This is a genomic window from Anaerospora sp. (assembly GCF_032013335.1).
Lineage (GTDB): Bacteria > Bacillota > Negativicutes > Sporomusales > DSM-15969 > Anaerospora.
The window spans coordinates 28,792-43,360 of record NZ_DALZUO010000007.1 but is presented as its reverse complement, the minus strand read 5'-3'; the positions used below and the strand labels follow the sequence as shown (position 1 = coordinate 43,360).

Genomic DNA, 14,569 nt, shown 5'->3' with positions numbered 1-14,569 from the left:
AAGGAGAGAAAAAAACCATGCAGCCATTACAATTTCTCAGTAAAATACCAAAAAAGAAAGTAACTTACGCTTTAGTCACAGCTATTATCGGCGTCGGTATCCTTGGAGGTATTACCTGGAAAGCCCACAACAAACCTGCTGCTGCAGTGCAGGAAGTCACCATTGTACGTACTACCATCATTGACGCTGCTAACAATACGCAGGGCTATACGTATTCCGGCGATGTTCGTGGACGTTATGAAAGTCAATTAGCTTTCCAGGTCAGCGGAAAAATTATCAAAAGAAATGTCCAATTAGGCAGTACAGTTACTGCCGGTGATGTTTTGATGCAAATCGATGCCAAAGATATTCAGCAAACCGTAAACAGCAATTCTGCTCAGATCTACTCTGCCCAAGCACAGCTTGAGCTGGCAGAGAGCAATTTAAACCGCTATCGTCAGCTCTATGAACAAGGTGCTGTGGGGCGCATGGTTTACGATCAATACATAACCGCTTATACCGTAGCAGCAGCTGGTGTACAGCAAGCTTCCGCCCAATATGAACAAGGCACTAATCAGCTGGATTACAGTCTGCTTAAGGTCGACAAGCCGGGCATTGTATCCGGCATAGCTGCTGAAATCGGCCAGGTAGTCACCGCAGGACAAACCATCATTACCGTAGTGCAAGACGGCGAACGGGAAATAGAGATCAGCGTTCCTGAGAATCGCATTGACGAGCTGCGCCAGGCACAAACCATCAAAGTGACCTTTTGGGCATTAGCTAATAAAATACTGGATGGTAAAGTAAGAGAAATTGCCCCTATGGCTGATTCGGCTACGCGCACCTTCAAAGTACGCATCAGCTTGCTGAACCCGCCGCCTGAAATAAAACTGGGTATGACTGCCGCAGTAAGCGTAGGCAGCAATGTGCAGCAAGCTGTCTATATCCCACTGACTGCTGTTTACCAAACCGGCAATACACCGGCGGTCTGGGTAGTAACAGCTGATACACTGTCCTTACGTCCCATTCAAACAGGTAATTGGGGCAATGGAACTATTCAAGTGCTCAGCGGCCTGCAGCAAGGTGACCGCATCGTAACAGCAGGAGTACACAAGCTCAGCGAGGGACAAAAGGTAAAAGTCGGTGGTGAGTCATTGTGAGTAAGTTCAATTTAACCGAATGGTCAATGAACCATAAGCAATTTATCTATTTCTTTATTGGGCTTTTCTTCCTTGCCGGCCTCGTTTCGTATAACAAGCTGGGCCGCATGGAAGACCCGAATTTCACGATCAAACAGATGGTAGTCACTGTTGCCTGGCCAGGAGCCACTGCCCGTGAAATGGAAGAACAGGTCACTGACAAAGTCGAAAAAAAGCTGCAAGATTTACCGGGGCTTGATTATTTGAAGAGTTATTCCAGTCCGGGAGTTACTGTTATTTACATCAATCTGAAGGACACAGTTCTGCAAAAAGATGTCCGGTCCAGCTGGTTGGAAGCCCGCAACATGGTCAATGACATGAAAAGCACTTTACCGGCTGGCGTTACCGACCCCATGTTTAATGACCGGTTTGATGAAGTATATGGTGTTGTGTATGCACTCACCAGCGACGGCTATACGTATGAAGAGATGCGCGAAAAAGCGGAAAAAATCCGCCGCATTTTGCTGAGTGTTCCCAGCGTCAAAAAAGTACAGCTCTTAGGTGTACAAACAGAAAAGATTTACATTGAGATGGAAAATAGCAAATTAGCCCAGCTGGGAATTGATCCGGCCTCAATCATCTCTACCCTCCAATCGCAAAATACCCTGAGTGCCTCCGGCATGCTGGAGACGGCCACTGATAATATTTATTTACGGGTTACCGGGATGTTTGGACAAGTCGAAGATATCCGTAACATTCCCCTTCAGGCTAACGGGCGCACCTTCCGTCTAGGCGATATTGCTGGAGTAACCAGGGCTTATGCTGAACCAACTGATCCTAAATTCTTTTATAATGGCCAGCCAGCCTTAGGTATTTCCCTTGCCATGGAGCCTGGCGGCAATATTCTTACCCTGGGCGAAGATTTAGAGCAAACAATTGCTCAAATACAACAAGAATTGCCTGCCGGTCTGGAAATTCATCAGACAGTCAACCAGCCTAAGGTAGTAAAAACCTCGATTGATGAGTTTATTAAGTCACTGGCAGAAGCGATTGTCATTGTTTTACTTGTTAGTTTTGTTAGTCTGGGCGTACGCTCCGGTATCATTGTAGCTTTATGCATTCCCCTGGTCATTGCCGCAGTGTTTACCTTTATGCACATAATAGGTATTGAATTGCAGCGAATATCACTCGGAGCCCTCATCATTGCATTAGGGCTGTTAGTTGATGACGCTATTATTACCATTGAGACGATGATTGTTAAGATGGAACAAGGCTGGGACCGCTTCCATGCAGCTTGCTTTGCCTACACATCAACAGCCTATCCCCGCTTAACCGGTGAATTGATTACTTGCGCAGGCTTTATCCCTGTCGGGTTCTCCAAAGGCTCTGCCTCTGAATTCACTTCCACCATCTTCTCGGTTGTTGCCATCTCCCTGCTTACCTCCTGGATTGTTGCCAGCACAGCCACCCCCTTGTTAGGGTATCTGTTCATTAAGATTAAACCAAAAACAGCTGATGCTCATGAACACAATGTTCATGATACAAAGTTCTACCGCATGTTTAAACAGGTTCTTATCTGGTGCCTGACTCATCGCAAAGCAGTTTTAAGCGCTACCATAGCTGCCTTTATTGCGGCAATTGCCTTATTAGGACTCGTCAAAAACGAGTTTTTCCCGGCCTCCACCCGTCCGGAGCTCATTGTCCAGCTGCACCTGCAGGAGGGGGCTTCGCTCAAAAACACGGAAGAGATCGCTAACCAGGTTGCCCAAAAGCTGGATGGCAACCCGCAAATTGCTTACTACACGTATCACGTAGGTGAAGGTGCTCCCCGCTTTGTGTTAAGCTTTGAACCTACTTTCAACAAATCAAACTTCGCCGAATTCATTATTGTTGCCAAAGATGCCAAAGCACGTGACGAGCTGCGTACAGAAGTGAATCAGCTCTTAAACAAAGAGTTCCCCAGTGTGCAGGTACACTCCAAGGTAATCCTCAATGGCCCGTCTTCCGACTATCCGGTTATGCTGCGGGTAAAAGGCTATGACATTGATAAAGTTCGTGAAATTGCTGAAAAAATGCGCACTATTATGGCTGCCCATCCTAGTGCCAAAAACGTCAATCTCAATTGGCATGAACAAAGCAAGATTATGCATCTGGAAATTGACCAGGATAAAGCCCGCCAGCTAGGTATTACCTCTCAAGGCCTGGCTACCGCTCTTCAAACCCAATTATCCGGTGCACCTATTGCCGAATTCCGGGAAAATGATAAAACCGTCAGTATGGTTCTTCGCTATGCTTCTCAGGACAGAAACGATCCTTCCCGTATAAAGGACCTTAATATTCATATCGGTAATGGTAAATATGTACCGCTTGACCAAATTGCCAAAATCAGTTTTGAGGCTGAAGATGGTTTGATTTACCGCCGTGACTTAAAACCGATGATTATTGTCCAGGCAGAACTGGTTCCCGGCGCGATGGGTGATGATGTTGCCGAACAAGTTTATAATAGTCTCGCTGAGCTGCGGGCTAATCTGCCGCCAGGCTACAGTATTGAGTACGATGGCTCGAAAGCGGATAGTATGAAAGCAGTCAAATTCATCACAGAGCCCGTACCCGTGATGATTCTTACCATTATGATTCTGCTCATGATTCAGTTGCAGAACATCCCTAAAATGGTGCTGACCTTGCTTACTGCACCGCTTGGCATCATTGGTGTAGCAATCGGTCTCTTCTTAACCAACAGTCCTATGGGCTTTGTTGTGCAATTAGGGATATTGGCCTTAGCGGGGATTATTATGCGTAATACCATCATTTTGATGGATCAGATTGATCAGCTGCTTGCAGCTGGTGAATCGTTATGGGATGCGATCATTTCTGCCACCGTCATCCGCTGCCGTCCCATCCTGCTAACGGCAGCAGCAGCAATTCTGGCAATGATCCCCTTGATCTCCAGTACGTTCTGGGGCCCCATGGCTGTCGCTATCGCCGCAGGCTTATCTGGTGCAACCGTGCTTACCCTGCTGGTATTACCGGTTATGTATGCCGCCTGGTATAAAGCTCAGCCCGCTGCAACTGTAGATGATTCTGCTAAAGCCAATACTAGCGGTACTAGCTGCTAGTACTCTTTAATAATAAAATCTCCCGGCAAATCCGTAATGGATCTGCCGGGAGATTTTAATTTCTTTCTTTATCTCACAGTTCACTGTCAGGAGCAAATCACCAAACATCAACATATTATGTAATAAGCTCTTGGAAGATTGCTCCGGAAATAATATTTTTGATAAGGAGAATAGGTAATGCATGCTTATCAGGCATTAAATGAACTGATTCGCGGCAATAGGCGTTATGTAACCGAAAGATACGCCTATGGTGATACAGGCGCCGTAAGAAGACAGGAGTTAACGAGAGGCCACTTTCCTTTCGCCGCAATAATGAGTTGCTCCGATTCGCGAGTGCCGCCAGAAATCATATTCGACCAAGGGCTGGGAGACATTTTTGTTGTAAGAACTGCCGGTCAGGTAGTAGACAGCATCGCTCTCGGCAGTCTGGAATACGCAGTTAAATATCTCGGAGTGCGGCTTGTTGTGGTTCTGGGCCATCAGGATTGCGGGGCAGTGGAAGCAGCAATCGCCGGCTATCCACAGCCCGGTCAAATACAGGCAGTCGTTGACGCTATACAGCCTGCCGTACGGGCAGCGAAAAGACAGTGCGGTAATCTGCTAACAAATTCACTTGTTAATAACGTCTATCTCGGCATTGACAGGCTCACCTCCAGCCAGCTTTTACAGCAAAAGCTGGCAACCGGAGAACTACAAATTATCGGCGCCATGTATTGCATGAAAAGTGGAAGAGTATTTTTCTTATAGGAAAGCAAAAAATACCTGGGCTATAAAGCTCCAGGTATTTTTGCTTCAAAACTTACAACTTATAAGGAGATTGGGCATAATCCAACGATACTGCCTACAACCACATAAATGATAAAAATGCCAATACCACCGATTAGAGCGCTCTTTTTTTGCCATTCCCACATATCAACATCCGTCATACGCAGCAAAACATAAATGAAGGGTACGAGCGGACTCAATAGATGGAAGGCTTGGCCGTACAAAGACGCAAAGCCCAGCTGCATTGGTGTGAAGCCGTAATTGTATCCGGCTTTCGCCAAAACGGGTAACACACCATAATAGAAGGCGTCATTACTTAAAAAAACTGTTCCAAAACAGGAAATTACGCCTGTGAACAAGCCCCAGTATTGCCCGAGACTTGGGGGAATAATAGTTGCCATGCTTTTTGAAATGGCATCTGCCATACCGGTACCATTGAGAATTCCCATAAATATGCCTGCACTGATGATGACCAGGCTCACTTGCAGGGCATCTGGCGCATTAGCTTCAATACGGGCCCTTTGTTCTTTGATATTTGGATAATTAACGAGCAGTGCCAGTGTTGTGCCTACAAGAAAAATAATTGCCGATTTAATAGAACCTTCAACTAACATTGCAATAGCCACTACCACAATAAGCAGGTTCACCCAGATCATCTTAGGGCGGCGAATACTTTGGATCTCAGGGTCAGCTATTGTCAGCATTTCATTAAGCTGTACCTCGCTCAGCTGCGTAATTCCTAACCGTTTTCTTTCGCTTAGACCCATGAATACAGCAACAACCAGTATATAAATCTCGGCGGCAACCATTATTGGAACCAAGCCGCGCAGCACCTCAGCCTCATTCAAGCCTAGCGCCACAATCACGCGGGCTGTAGGGCCGCCCCAGGGCAGGAGATTCATAACCGAATGAGCAAGAATAGTTAAAACTGCGAGATCAAGCATTTTCATGTTAAGTTTTTTATAAATGGGGACCAATGCCGAACAGACAATAATCATGGTTGAAGTTCCATCACCATTGAAGGATACGCCTGCCGATAATAATACAGTAGCCACCATTACTTTCAGAGGATCGCCTTTTGCAAAGCGAATCATTGCATTGGATAATGGATCAAAGAGTCCAGCGTCAATCATCGTCGTAAAGAACAGTACTGCAAATAACAACATAATTGCGGTCACAGACGTTGTCTTTAATCCATCAAGTGCAAATTTGCCGATATCATTAGACCAATATCCCATAGCAGAGCCTGCTATGGCAAAAACGATCGGTACAACAGCAAGAGCCACAAAGGGAGTCAGTTTCTTTTTCATGATTAGAACCATAAAAACGGCAATGAGTGCATACGCCATAACTGTTATCATAAATCAATTCCCCTTTTTTTTATTTGTAATAATTAATCAGGCAGCCAGCTAGGATAATATCTTTTTCATCGCTAGTTAGATTACCAACAGAAAGGACAAACTCCGTAATCTGATCATCTCCTATCACATAAGCTTTGATTTCAGCAGCACCTGCTGCGATCGCCTGTCGCAAATGGGGAATGAAAATAAAGCTGTCTTTGGCAAATACAGTTTCATTCGTCACCAGAAAAGGGATCATCCCCCAGTTAATCAGGTTGGAACGATAGCGCTTTGTTGCATACTCCTTTGCCAGGTTTGCCCAGGCACCCAATACGCGCTGACAAGAGGCCGCCTGCTCTCTAGCGGAGCCATCACCTGGCTTGTTGGCAAAAATGGTACTGCCAATTCCCACTTCGAAGGGATCTAGCATTTCGCAGCCATTGATTGTCTTGATCTTGGCGTAAACGTCTTTTAACTCAGCCGCCAATAACTCTGAGCTTTGCGCTGTTCTTTGCCGCTCATAGTGCTGAACCTCTTTGGCTTTTTTAACATACGATGGGTCCTTACGGCTTAAGGTGAACTCTGCCAGCAACAGTGGATTGGAGCGGAAAGATGATGTTTCACCGGAAGGAATCAATTCATCGGTCGTTGTTACCGGGTCGGTGATATAGCTGACGACCTTGAGTAAGAGATTCTCGGTCAGACCAGGAATAGCCGGCCAGTCTTTGATATTGGGACCGAATTGGAGATTTGTTTCCGGTTCTGCTCGGCCTACGCCGTTATACACGCGCTTGTCGTAGACACTTTTGCTAAAGGAGTATACCGGTGTGTGATACGCAATGTCCATGTCGGTAGCAGCAGTCAGTCTGCCGCCATTTCTGGCGGTTGCGGCAATGGAACGGGAATCCATCAGTGCCACATAGGAAATCTGACCTTCGTTAGGTTTCGATCCTTCCCGGTTGGGGAAGTTGCGGGTTGTATGTCTAATGGAGAATTCCTGATTAGCAGGAGTGTCGCCAGCACCAAAGCATGGACCGCAGAAGGCTTCACGTACAATGACACCTGCATCCATTAGCATAGCAATAGTACCGTTTTTCACCAGTTCTATATACGCCGGCTGGCTGCCGGGATAAACACTCATCGTAAAGGCTCCATTTCCGATGCTTTGACCTTCCAGGATGTTGGCAGCAGCAACGACATTGTCATAGGTTCCGCCCGAACAGCCGGCAACTATGCCCTGATCCACATAAATCTCACCATTGCGTACTTTGCTCGTAAGGTCAAAGGTCAGATTGGGATTATCAAACTGCTCACGAGCTTCTGTTTGTACTTTGTGCATAATATCTAAAGGATTGGCTTTCAATTCTTCAATCGTATAAATGTTGCTGGGGTGAAATGGCATAGCAATAGTAGGCTTAACAGCAGCAAGGTCTACATACACTAAGCCGTCATAATAAGCAATAGCACCTGGCTCTAGTGTGGCATAATCTTCCGGCCTGCCATGTATGCTGTAGTACTCTTTCACCTTCTCGTCAGTACACCAGATCGAGCTCCAACAGGTAGTTTCCGTTGTCATGACATCGATACCATTACGGTATTCAATAGGTAAGTGAGCTACACCGTCACCGATGAATTCCATGACTTTATTTTTAACATAACCACTTGCATATACCTTACCAATGATACTGAGTGCCACATCCTGCGGGCCGACACCAGCCTGAGGTTTACCTGTCAGATAGATGCCAATGACCTCCGGTGCTGCTACGTCGTACGTTTTTTTCAGCAGTTGTTTGGCAAGTTCACCGCCGCCTTCACCGACACCCATTGTACCAAGAGCGCCATAGCGGGTATGGCTGTCAGAGCCAAGGATCATCCGACCACATTTGCTCATCATTTCCCGGTTGTATGAGTGAATAACGGCAATATTCGTGGGTACATAAATACCGCCGTATTTTTGAGCAGCCGACAGGGCAAACATATGATCATCTTCGTTAATCGTACCGCCCACAGCACATAAGCTATTATGACAATTCGTCAGCACATATGGTACGGGAAATTCCTCGAGACCACTGGCTCTGGCTGTTTGAATAATGCCAACATAGGTAATGTCATGAGAGGTTAAGGTATCAAACTTTAATTGCAGTGTGTTCTCATTGTTTGACGTATTATGAGAGTTAAGAATAGCGTAGGAAATGGTTCCTTTCCGGGCCTCTTCTTTAGTCACTTCTTTGCCCGTTTTCTGTTTAATAAGGGTAGAAGCGTATTGGTCAGCGCGAATGATGTCTTTGCCGTTGAGTAGATAGACTCCGGTGTCATATAAATTGACCATTTTGTCATCCTTTCATGAGAAATTTGTTGCCGCTTCGAAGGACAGCATCCATTGTTGCAGATTGCGAATATTCTTGTTATTGTCTCAATTTGATTATATAATGAGGGTAGCATTATAAACAAATACTTAATGTTTAATAACCTCTATAGTTTTTTTCTATATTTTTTTAAAGGAGGCTCATATCACATGACAGAACGGGAGCTGTTATATGTAAAAACGGTAGCTGATGAAAAAAGCTTATCAAAAGCAGCCCAAAAGCTATTCTTGACACAGCCGTCTATGAGCGTATGTATTCAAAAAATAGAATCTAATCTTGGTATCAAGTTGTTTAAACGCACGAGTAACGGCCTCATATTGACCTTTGCAGGCGAGCGGTATTATCAGATTGCCACCGACATCTTAAAGATTTACAGTGATTTTGAAATTGAAGTAAGCGATATCAACAATCTAAAAAAAGGTCGTATTACTCTTGGTATCACGGTTTATTTGGCCACTCACATCCTGCCGGTTATTTTGCCGGCCTTTAAAAAACGTTGTCCTAATATAGAGGTACTTATCATTGAGAAAAATTCAACGGAATTAGACCGTTCACTGTCCTCCGGCGAGATTGACTTTGCCATCATGCATACCCTTCCATTTCACGAGCATGTCCATAACCTAACTACAGATATCTATCCTTTACATAGAGATCCGCTTGTTCTGGTAACAAAAAAAGACCACCCCTTACGTCAATTTGCCTTGACTCAGGATGGCCGGGAATATCCGCAGCTTGATCTTTCATTATGTGAGGATGAACCTTTTATTATGTTGCATCCTGAGCAAAAGATCCGACAGATAACTGATCTGATTTTAAATAAAGCCAATATCAGACCGGTCATTGCTCTGACGACCAAAAGTTATGAGACTGCAAGGCGGCTGGCCTGTGAGGGAATTGGCATTACATTAGTGCCTCGCCAATATTTAAATATATTCCCCGGAAGCTTCTATCCCGATTATTACTTCATTGATGAAAAACACTCTCCTTACTGGACAATGTGCGTAGCCGTTCAAAAAAATGCTTATGTCTCAAAAGCAGCCCAATTGTTTATCCACATGGTAAATGACAAATTTGGTTCAACAAGCATTGAGTTAAACCGGGCCAAAGAAGAATTGTAGCTGCTCTCTACTAGACAACTGATTTATATGATTATACGCTGCAAAGGCATCCGCAGGCTTACCGGGCGGGAATAATGGTGGACATAGCCTACACGCAGCACCATTTGTATATCATTGCTAGTGCCTAGCGTTGAAGGAAGCTCTTTGGCAGTAGCGGCCTCCTCTAGTACTTGTGTCATAGGATGAAGTGCAATGTTTCGCTCCCTTACCTTGAGCCAGATTTGTTGCAGCTTGCGTCCCGTTTGAATCAATTCGGTAACAGTTGCAGCTTTCCCGGTAAGCAGCAGCCAACCACTGCCCGCTGTTGCTTGCTCCTTGCTCTTTTGCATTGCAGCTTGCCTAAATTCTTCCTGCAGTACAGATTGACGCGTGTAAAAGTTTTTTACATACCAGCGCGAAACGCCTTCAATTTCCATGGTCTCCGGAGTTAGTCCATTGCCGTACAGTCTGCTATCCTGATTGGACCAGCGTATCCAATCCGCTAATTCCTTCTGCGCAGCTTCGCGATGACCTTGTATTTGATTCGCCAGTATTGTCCCTTCCGCCAAAACCTTCCCTTCCTTTGAATCTCTGGCATAATATAGACAGCCTTCGCTCTCTCCCTGGGTAAGCAGCATAACGTCTTCATTCAATAGATCTTCGGAGAGAATATTACTTCTTATCGTACGGCGAGCTGTAATTTGCTTGACAGAAAAATCACTAACAGCTTCTTTCTTCTGCAATTTTACAGACGCAATCTCGTTCGATTTTGCACTTTCCGCTATAATGTGAATCTCCACTTCATAGCCTTTGCTGTTTGCGGCCATTTGCAGGTTTTCTAAAAATGCTCCTATGGAGATCATCATTTCCCGGTTTTGCGGATCGACAGCAGGCAGCCACCTGGTATCGTCTGTTCCAATTATCCAATGATGGCTGGTAAGCAGCTTTACGGTCCAGGGTTGTGCATTATGCCCACTGGGAGCTAATGCAGCAAGACGGATAATATCAGCAAGCTCCTGTTCCAGCCCGGCTATAAAAGAAGAAGTGTTCTCTCTTACTACTGTCTGCAGCTGTCCCAGCGAATTAACCAATGAAAAACCGCCCGCCATAGCTACGGCACTGGCACTGTAGGCAAGAAACCGTCGTCTGTTCATCACTCTACTACGTCTGCTTCACTTTGATTGATTGTTTGCGCAGCAGCTTCTGTTGCTTTGCGTACAGCTTCCGAAACCGTCGCTTTTTTCCCTACTGAGGTATAAGGAATGTAGGTTATGTTTCTTGCTGTTCCTTGTACTTCCTGTGTTACGATGTACCGGCTTTTTACAGCATCATACAACCGTATTCGGAGCGTAGCTTCTGATCGAATTGCTTTGTAAAATAAAATGTCGCTAAAATCTGATTTAATCGGCAGTATTTCAACAACTACTACTTGATTGACTCCGGTTTGATTGGTCAGCTCCAGCAACTCAGGTTTTTCCACCCAAGTTGCTGTTCTCGCCTCATTGCTATGTTTACTTACTGAAACCTGCAGCTTGTTTTGCAGTTGGGTAAATACTTCCTTCTTAAGCTCCTCACCATACGTTTCGTTTGAATGATCGGCAACAATCAGCAAAAGCTCTTGCGATTTAGTATCCTTACGCCCATTCGCAGAGCAGCTGCCTGTTATGCCAGCAGTAATCAACACAAGCAGCATGAGTAAAACAATCGGATATTTTACTATATTCATCATTTCCTCCTTATACTTACCCATTGATTAGTTTTATTAAACTAACTATGTATCTATATAAACCCGCTTACGGGCGGGTAATATTCTGAGTGACCTTATTCAATAGAAAGGCAAATGTATTTTGCTCTTTCTCGTCCAGCATTGCTAAGATATACGCCGCAAACTGACGATAGCCCTGGTCTTCCAGTTCAATGATTTCCTTTCCCTTTTCGGTCAAACTTACATGCACCACACGTAAATCACTCTTTGACGTAAGCTTTTCAATAAATCCACACTGAAACAGTTTATTGACTGTCACCGTAACGGTAGATTTTTGTACTCCAAATATTTCTGCAAGCTCGGTAATAGTAGTGTTAGAGCGTTCCCTAATAACATGCAGATAATGCAACTGCGTAATTGATAAATTGAACAGTTCCTTCGAGTGCTGCGTGTCCTCTTTATACCGGCGCATACTCTCACGCATGGACTCTGATATGATATGTATCGCTTTAACAATCTCTTCTTCCTGGGGCATGCTGAGCTACCTCACTTTTAGTTAGTTTTATACAACTAAATATAATACCAGTGTTTTGCTTTGTCAAGTAAAAGCGAAAGCAGCCACCATGTATGACTATGAAAGACACTGGAGGTTTTGTTCTTTTTTTGTCAAATACTATTACTGGACTTTTTTTGTGGGAGGCCAATATGGAACTTCGACTTGCAATCGTAGATGATGATATTACCATTCAAAAAATACTTGCAAGGATTATTACCGAAGCAGAGTTAGGCACAGTTACAGTTGAGTGCGGCGACGGCCTGGAGGCAGAAAAAATTCTCCAGAATAGTCAGGTTGACATTGCTTTGATTGATATGCTGCTGCCAGGACAAGATGGCGTTGAGTTAATAAAGATACTTAGAACGCAAGGTATGAATACCTCGTTTATTATGATATCTCAGGTAAAAAATGAGCCTATGATCACTCGTGCCTATGAAAGCGGCATTGAGTTTTTCATTCACAAGCCGATCAATGCCTTAGAGGTTGTGTCGGTAATCAACAGAGTAAAAGAAAGCCGCAAGCTTCGCCAGTTTATGTCACTTATCCATCAGGCTACCTCCCATTACTCCGCTCCAGCCACTGAACCCAGGCAAACAAGCGAAGCAAAATACAAAGCAGCGATCTACCGGACATTTTCTGATTTAGGAATAATTGGGGAAACCGGCGCCAATGACATCTTCCTCATGACCGAGCTAATCGGCATGAATCAGCGGCATACCAGTGAAACTTCTTATCAGCTGAACGAACTCTACGGACAGCTTTCGCAAAAGCAAAGTCTGGATGCAAAAACGATAGAGCAGCGAATTCGCAGAGCAATTGCTAAGGCTCTGCAGAACTTAGCCAATCTGGGTGCAGAAGATTACTATAATGAAAAATTCCAAAATTATAGCACCTCTTTGTTTGATTTCAAGGAGGTGCGCCAGGAAATGAGTTTTATTAATGGGAAAAGCAATTATCACGGAAAAATAAACGTAAAAAAATTTATCGAAGGCATTATATTTGCTGCCAAGCACACTAATTGACAATGGAACGGCTTCTTTGTTACTCCCCTAAGCGTCTTAGCCACTAATGGCTAAGGCGCTTCTTTACTTTCTGATTTGTTACATACATGTGGCACACCAGCACACACGTAAGGGTTTAATTAATACCCATATAAATTTTTTCTATATTTTTTAGTCTTTTTCTGTAGTTTTTTATAGAGCAATATGTAAAGTTGAACTACAGACATGTTTGTCAGCATGTTGCTGCAAACTATATAAAACGGGAGGGTAACTATGGAATTTAAAATGTTAAATGGCTTAATGATTGTAAAACTAAGCATGATCCAAACCGTTGCCTTAGCTATCATTGTCTACTATTTTGGAATAGCAATCCGCAAGCGCATTCCCTTTCTTATTAAGCACAGCATCCCTGCACCGGTAGTGGGCGGACTCCTATTCGCCTCTTTATCCACCTTTCTGCGCACCCAGGGTATTGTTGGCTTTGAATTGGACAGCATCATGCAAAATAACCTGATGATCATGTTCTTTACAACCATTGGCATGGGTGCCAGCGTTCTGCTGATAAAGCACGGAGGTCTACCGCTGGTTATCTTTTTTGGTTTAGCCTGTATGTTAGCAGTACTCCAGAACGCAATAGGGATACTGCTCGCCGAAGCAACTGGCATACATCCCTTGTTCGGCATCATAGCAGGAGCCGTTACGCTAATGGGTGGTTTAGGCACAGGCGGAGCTTTCGGCCCTTTGTTTGAAAGCTGGGGTTTATCAGGAGCAACTACTGCCGCAGTCGCCGCCGCCACTTTCGGAATGGTGGCAGGCAGCCTCATGGGTGGTCCCTTCGGCGAAAAACTGATTAAACACTATCGGATTAAAACGCCCGCTTCTCAAGGTGTGACCTATGCTATGGCTGATGTTACCTTTCAAGAGGAAGAGACGAAAGTGACCGGTGCCTCTCTAATGAGTACACTCGCATTCGTATTGACTGCAATGGGGCTGGGAGCCATTGTCAGCTATTACTTTACCCAGCAAGGCGCTACACTTCCCCCCTATATCGGAGCAATGCTAGTGGCGGCCCTCATACGCAACATCGGGGATTTATCCAAGCAGTTTTCGATTGATACGAATGCTTTGGAAGTCATCTCGGACATTTCGCTTGGAGTATACCTGACTATGGCCATCAACGGCTTAAAACTATGGGAACTGTTAAACCTGGCAGGACCGCTGCTCGTTATCTTAATTGGCCAATGCGTGCTTATGATCCTCTTCTGCTGGCTATGTGTATATCTGATCATGGGACGCGACTACGAGGCTATGATGTTATCAGTCGGTATGGTTGGATTCGGCATGGGCGCAACTCCAAATGCACTTGCAAACATGCAGGTAATCAGCCGGAAATACGGCCCTGCCCCTAAAGCCTACCTGATTGTACCGCTTGTCGGTGCCTTCCTCGTTGACTTTGTCAATGCACTCATCATCACCGGAATGAGCAGCCTATACCGATAAAAAAT

11 protein-coding genes are annotated in these 14,569 nt (G+C 44.8%); 6 read left to right on the top strand and 5 right to left on the bottom strand.

The features are described 5' to 3' along the window. Positions 1-17 precede the first annotated feature (17 nt). From RTR76_RS07970 to RTR76_RS07960, 3 genes are all read left to right on the top strand, one after another. Entirely contained in the window at positions 18-1,139 is a 1,122-nt protein-coding gene (locus RTR76_RS07970; protein ID WP_312518919.1) for an efflux RND transporter periplasmic adaptor subunit, read from the top strand. Continuing rightward, on the top strand, positions 1,136-4,234 hold the full coding sequence (locus RTR76_RS07965) for an efflux RND transporter permease subunit (RefSeq protein WP_312518916.1): 3,099 nt from the start codon (positions 1,136-1,138) through the stop codon (positions 4,232-4,234). The genes RTR76_RS07970 and RTR76_RS07965 overlap by 4 nt, the downstream gene beginning before the upstream one ends. Before the next feature lie 177 nt (positions 4,235-4,411). Next, on the top strand, positions 4,412-4,981 hold the full coding sequence (locus RTR76_RS07960; protein WP_312518913.1) for a carbonic anhydrase: 570 nt from the start codon (positions 4,412-4,414) through the stop codon (positions 4,979-4,981). A 59-nt stretch (positions 4,982-5,040) separates the two neighbouring features. Here the strand turns inward: RTR76_RS07960 and RTR76_RS07955 are convergent, their stop codons facing one another. Both RTR76_RS07955 and RTR76_RS07950 read right to left on the bottom strand, forming a co-directional pair. Further along, positions 5,041-6,360, bottom strand: coding sequence for a citrate:proton symporter (locus RTR76_RS07955; protein ID WP_312518911.1), 1,320 nt, complete (start codon positions 6,358-6,360; stop codon positions 5,041-5,043). Positions 6,361-6,379: 19 nt separating this feature from the next. Beyond that, on the bottom strand, positions 6,380-8,668 hold the full coding sequence (locus RTR76_RS07950; protein ID WP_312518908.1) for a hydratase: 2,289 nt from the start codon (positions 8,666-8,668) through the stop codon (positions 6,380-6,382). Between the two features lie 186 nt (positions 8,669-8,854). On the opposite strand from RTR76_RS07950, the gene RTR76_RS07945 reads away from it, so the two are divergent. Then, positions 8,855-9,823, top strand: a complete 969-nt coding sequence (locus tag RTR76_RS07945; protein ID WP_312518905.1) for a LysR family transcriptional regulator — start codon at positions 8,855-8,857, stop codon at positions 9,821-9,823. 23 nt (positions 9,824-9,846) lie between these two features. On the opposite strand, the gene RTR76_RS07940 is transcribed toward RTR76_RS07945, so the two are convergent. The 3 genes from RTR76_RS07940 to RTR76_RS07930 all read right to left on the bottom strand — a co-directional run bounded on the left by RTR76_RS07940 (position 9,847) and on the right by RTR76_RS07930 (position 12,042). After that, positions 9,847-10,956: an Acg family FMN-binding oxidoreductase gene (locus tag RTR76_RS07940; RefSeq protein ID WP_312519228.1), complete on the bottom strand. Its 1,110-nt coding sequence runs from the start codon at positions 10,954-10,956 to the stop codon at positions 9,847-9,849. After that, on the bottom strand, positions 10,956-11,531 hold the full coding sequence (locus tag RTR76_RS07935; RefSeq protein ID WP_312518902.1) for a hypothetical protein: 576 nt from the start codon (positions 11,529-11,531) through the stop codon (positions 10,956-10,958). Before RTR76_RS07935 ends, RTR76_RS07940 begins: the two co-directional genes overlap by 1 nt. 64 nt (positions 11,532-11,595) lie before the next feature. Continuing rightward, complete coding sequence (locus RTR76_RS07930) at positions 11,596-12,042, bottom strand: MarR family transcriptional regulator (RefSeq protein WP_312518899.1); 447 nt, start codon at positions 12,040-12,042, stop codon at positions 11,596-11,598. Positions 12,043-12,212: 170 nt separating this feature from the next. Between RTR76_RS07930 and RTR76_RS07925 the strand changes: the two genes are divergently transcribed. Continuing rightward, a complete protein-coding gene (locus RTR76_RS07925; protein WP_312518894.1) occupies positions 12,213-13,085 on the top strand; it encodes a response regulator in 873 nt (290 codons plus the stop codon). A gap of 252 nt (positions 13,086-13,337) precedes the next feature. Continuing rightward, the gene (gene gltS, locus RTR76_RS07920) at positions 13,338-14,564 is read left to right on the top strand and encodes a sodium/glutamate symporter (protein ID WP_312518892.1); all 1,227 of its coding nucleotides are present in this window, start codon (positions 13,338-13,340) and stop codon (positions 14,562-14,564) included. Positions 14,565-14,569: the final 5 nt, after the last annotated feature.

Coding starts and splice junctions, on each gene's coding strand:
- RTR76_RS07970 (WP_312518919.1), top strand. CDS start 18: ATGCAGCCATTACAATTTCTCAGTAAAATACCAAAAAAGAAAGTAACT.
- RTR76_RS07960 (WP_312518913.1), top strand. CDS start 4,412: ATGCATGCTTATCAGGCATTAAATGAACTGATTCGCGGCAATAGGCGT.
- RTR76_RS07955 (WP_312518911.1), bottom strand. CDS start 6,360: ATGATAACAGTTATGGCGTATGCACTCATTGCCGTTTTTATGGTTCTA.
- RTR76_RS07950 (WP_312518908.1), bottom strand. CDS start 8,668: ATGGTCAATTTATATGACACCGGAGTCTATCTACTCAACGGCAAAGAC.
- RTR76_RS07945 (WP_312518905.1), top strand. CDS start 8,855: ATGACAGAACGGGAGCTGTTATATGTAAAAACGGTAGCTGATGAAAAA.
- RTR76_RS07940 (WP_312519228.1), bottom strand. CDS start 10,956: ATGAACAGACGACGGTTTCTTGCCTACAGTGCCAGTGCCGTAGCTATG.
- RTR76_RS07935 (WP_312518902.1), bottom strand. CDS start 11,531: ATGATGAATATAGTAAAATATCCGATTGTTTTACTCATGCTGCTTGTG.
- RTR76_RS07930 (WP_312518899.1), bottom strand. CDS start 12,042: ATGCCCCAGGAAGAAGAGATTGTTAAAGCGATACATATCATATCAGAG.
- RTR76_RS07925 (WP_312518894.1), top strand. CDS start 12,213: ATGGAACTTCGACTTGCAATCGTAGATGATGATATTACCATTCAAAAA.
- gltS (WP_312518892.1), top strand. CDS start 13,338: ATGGAATTTAAAATGTTAAATGGCTTAATGATTGTAAAACTAAGCATG.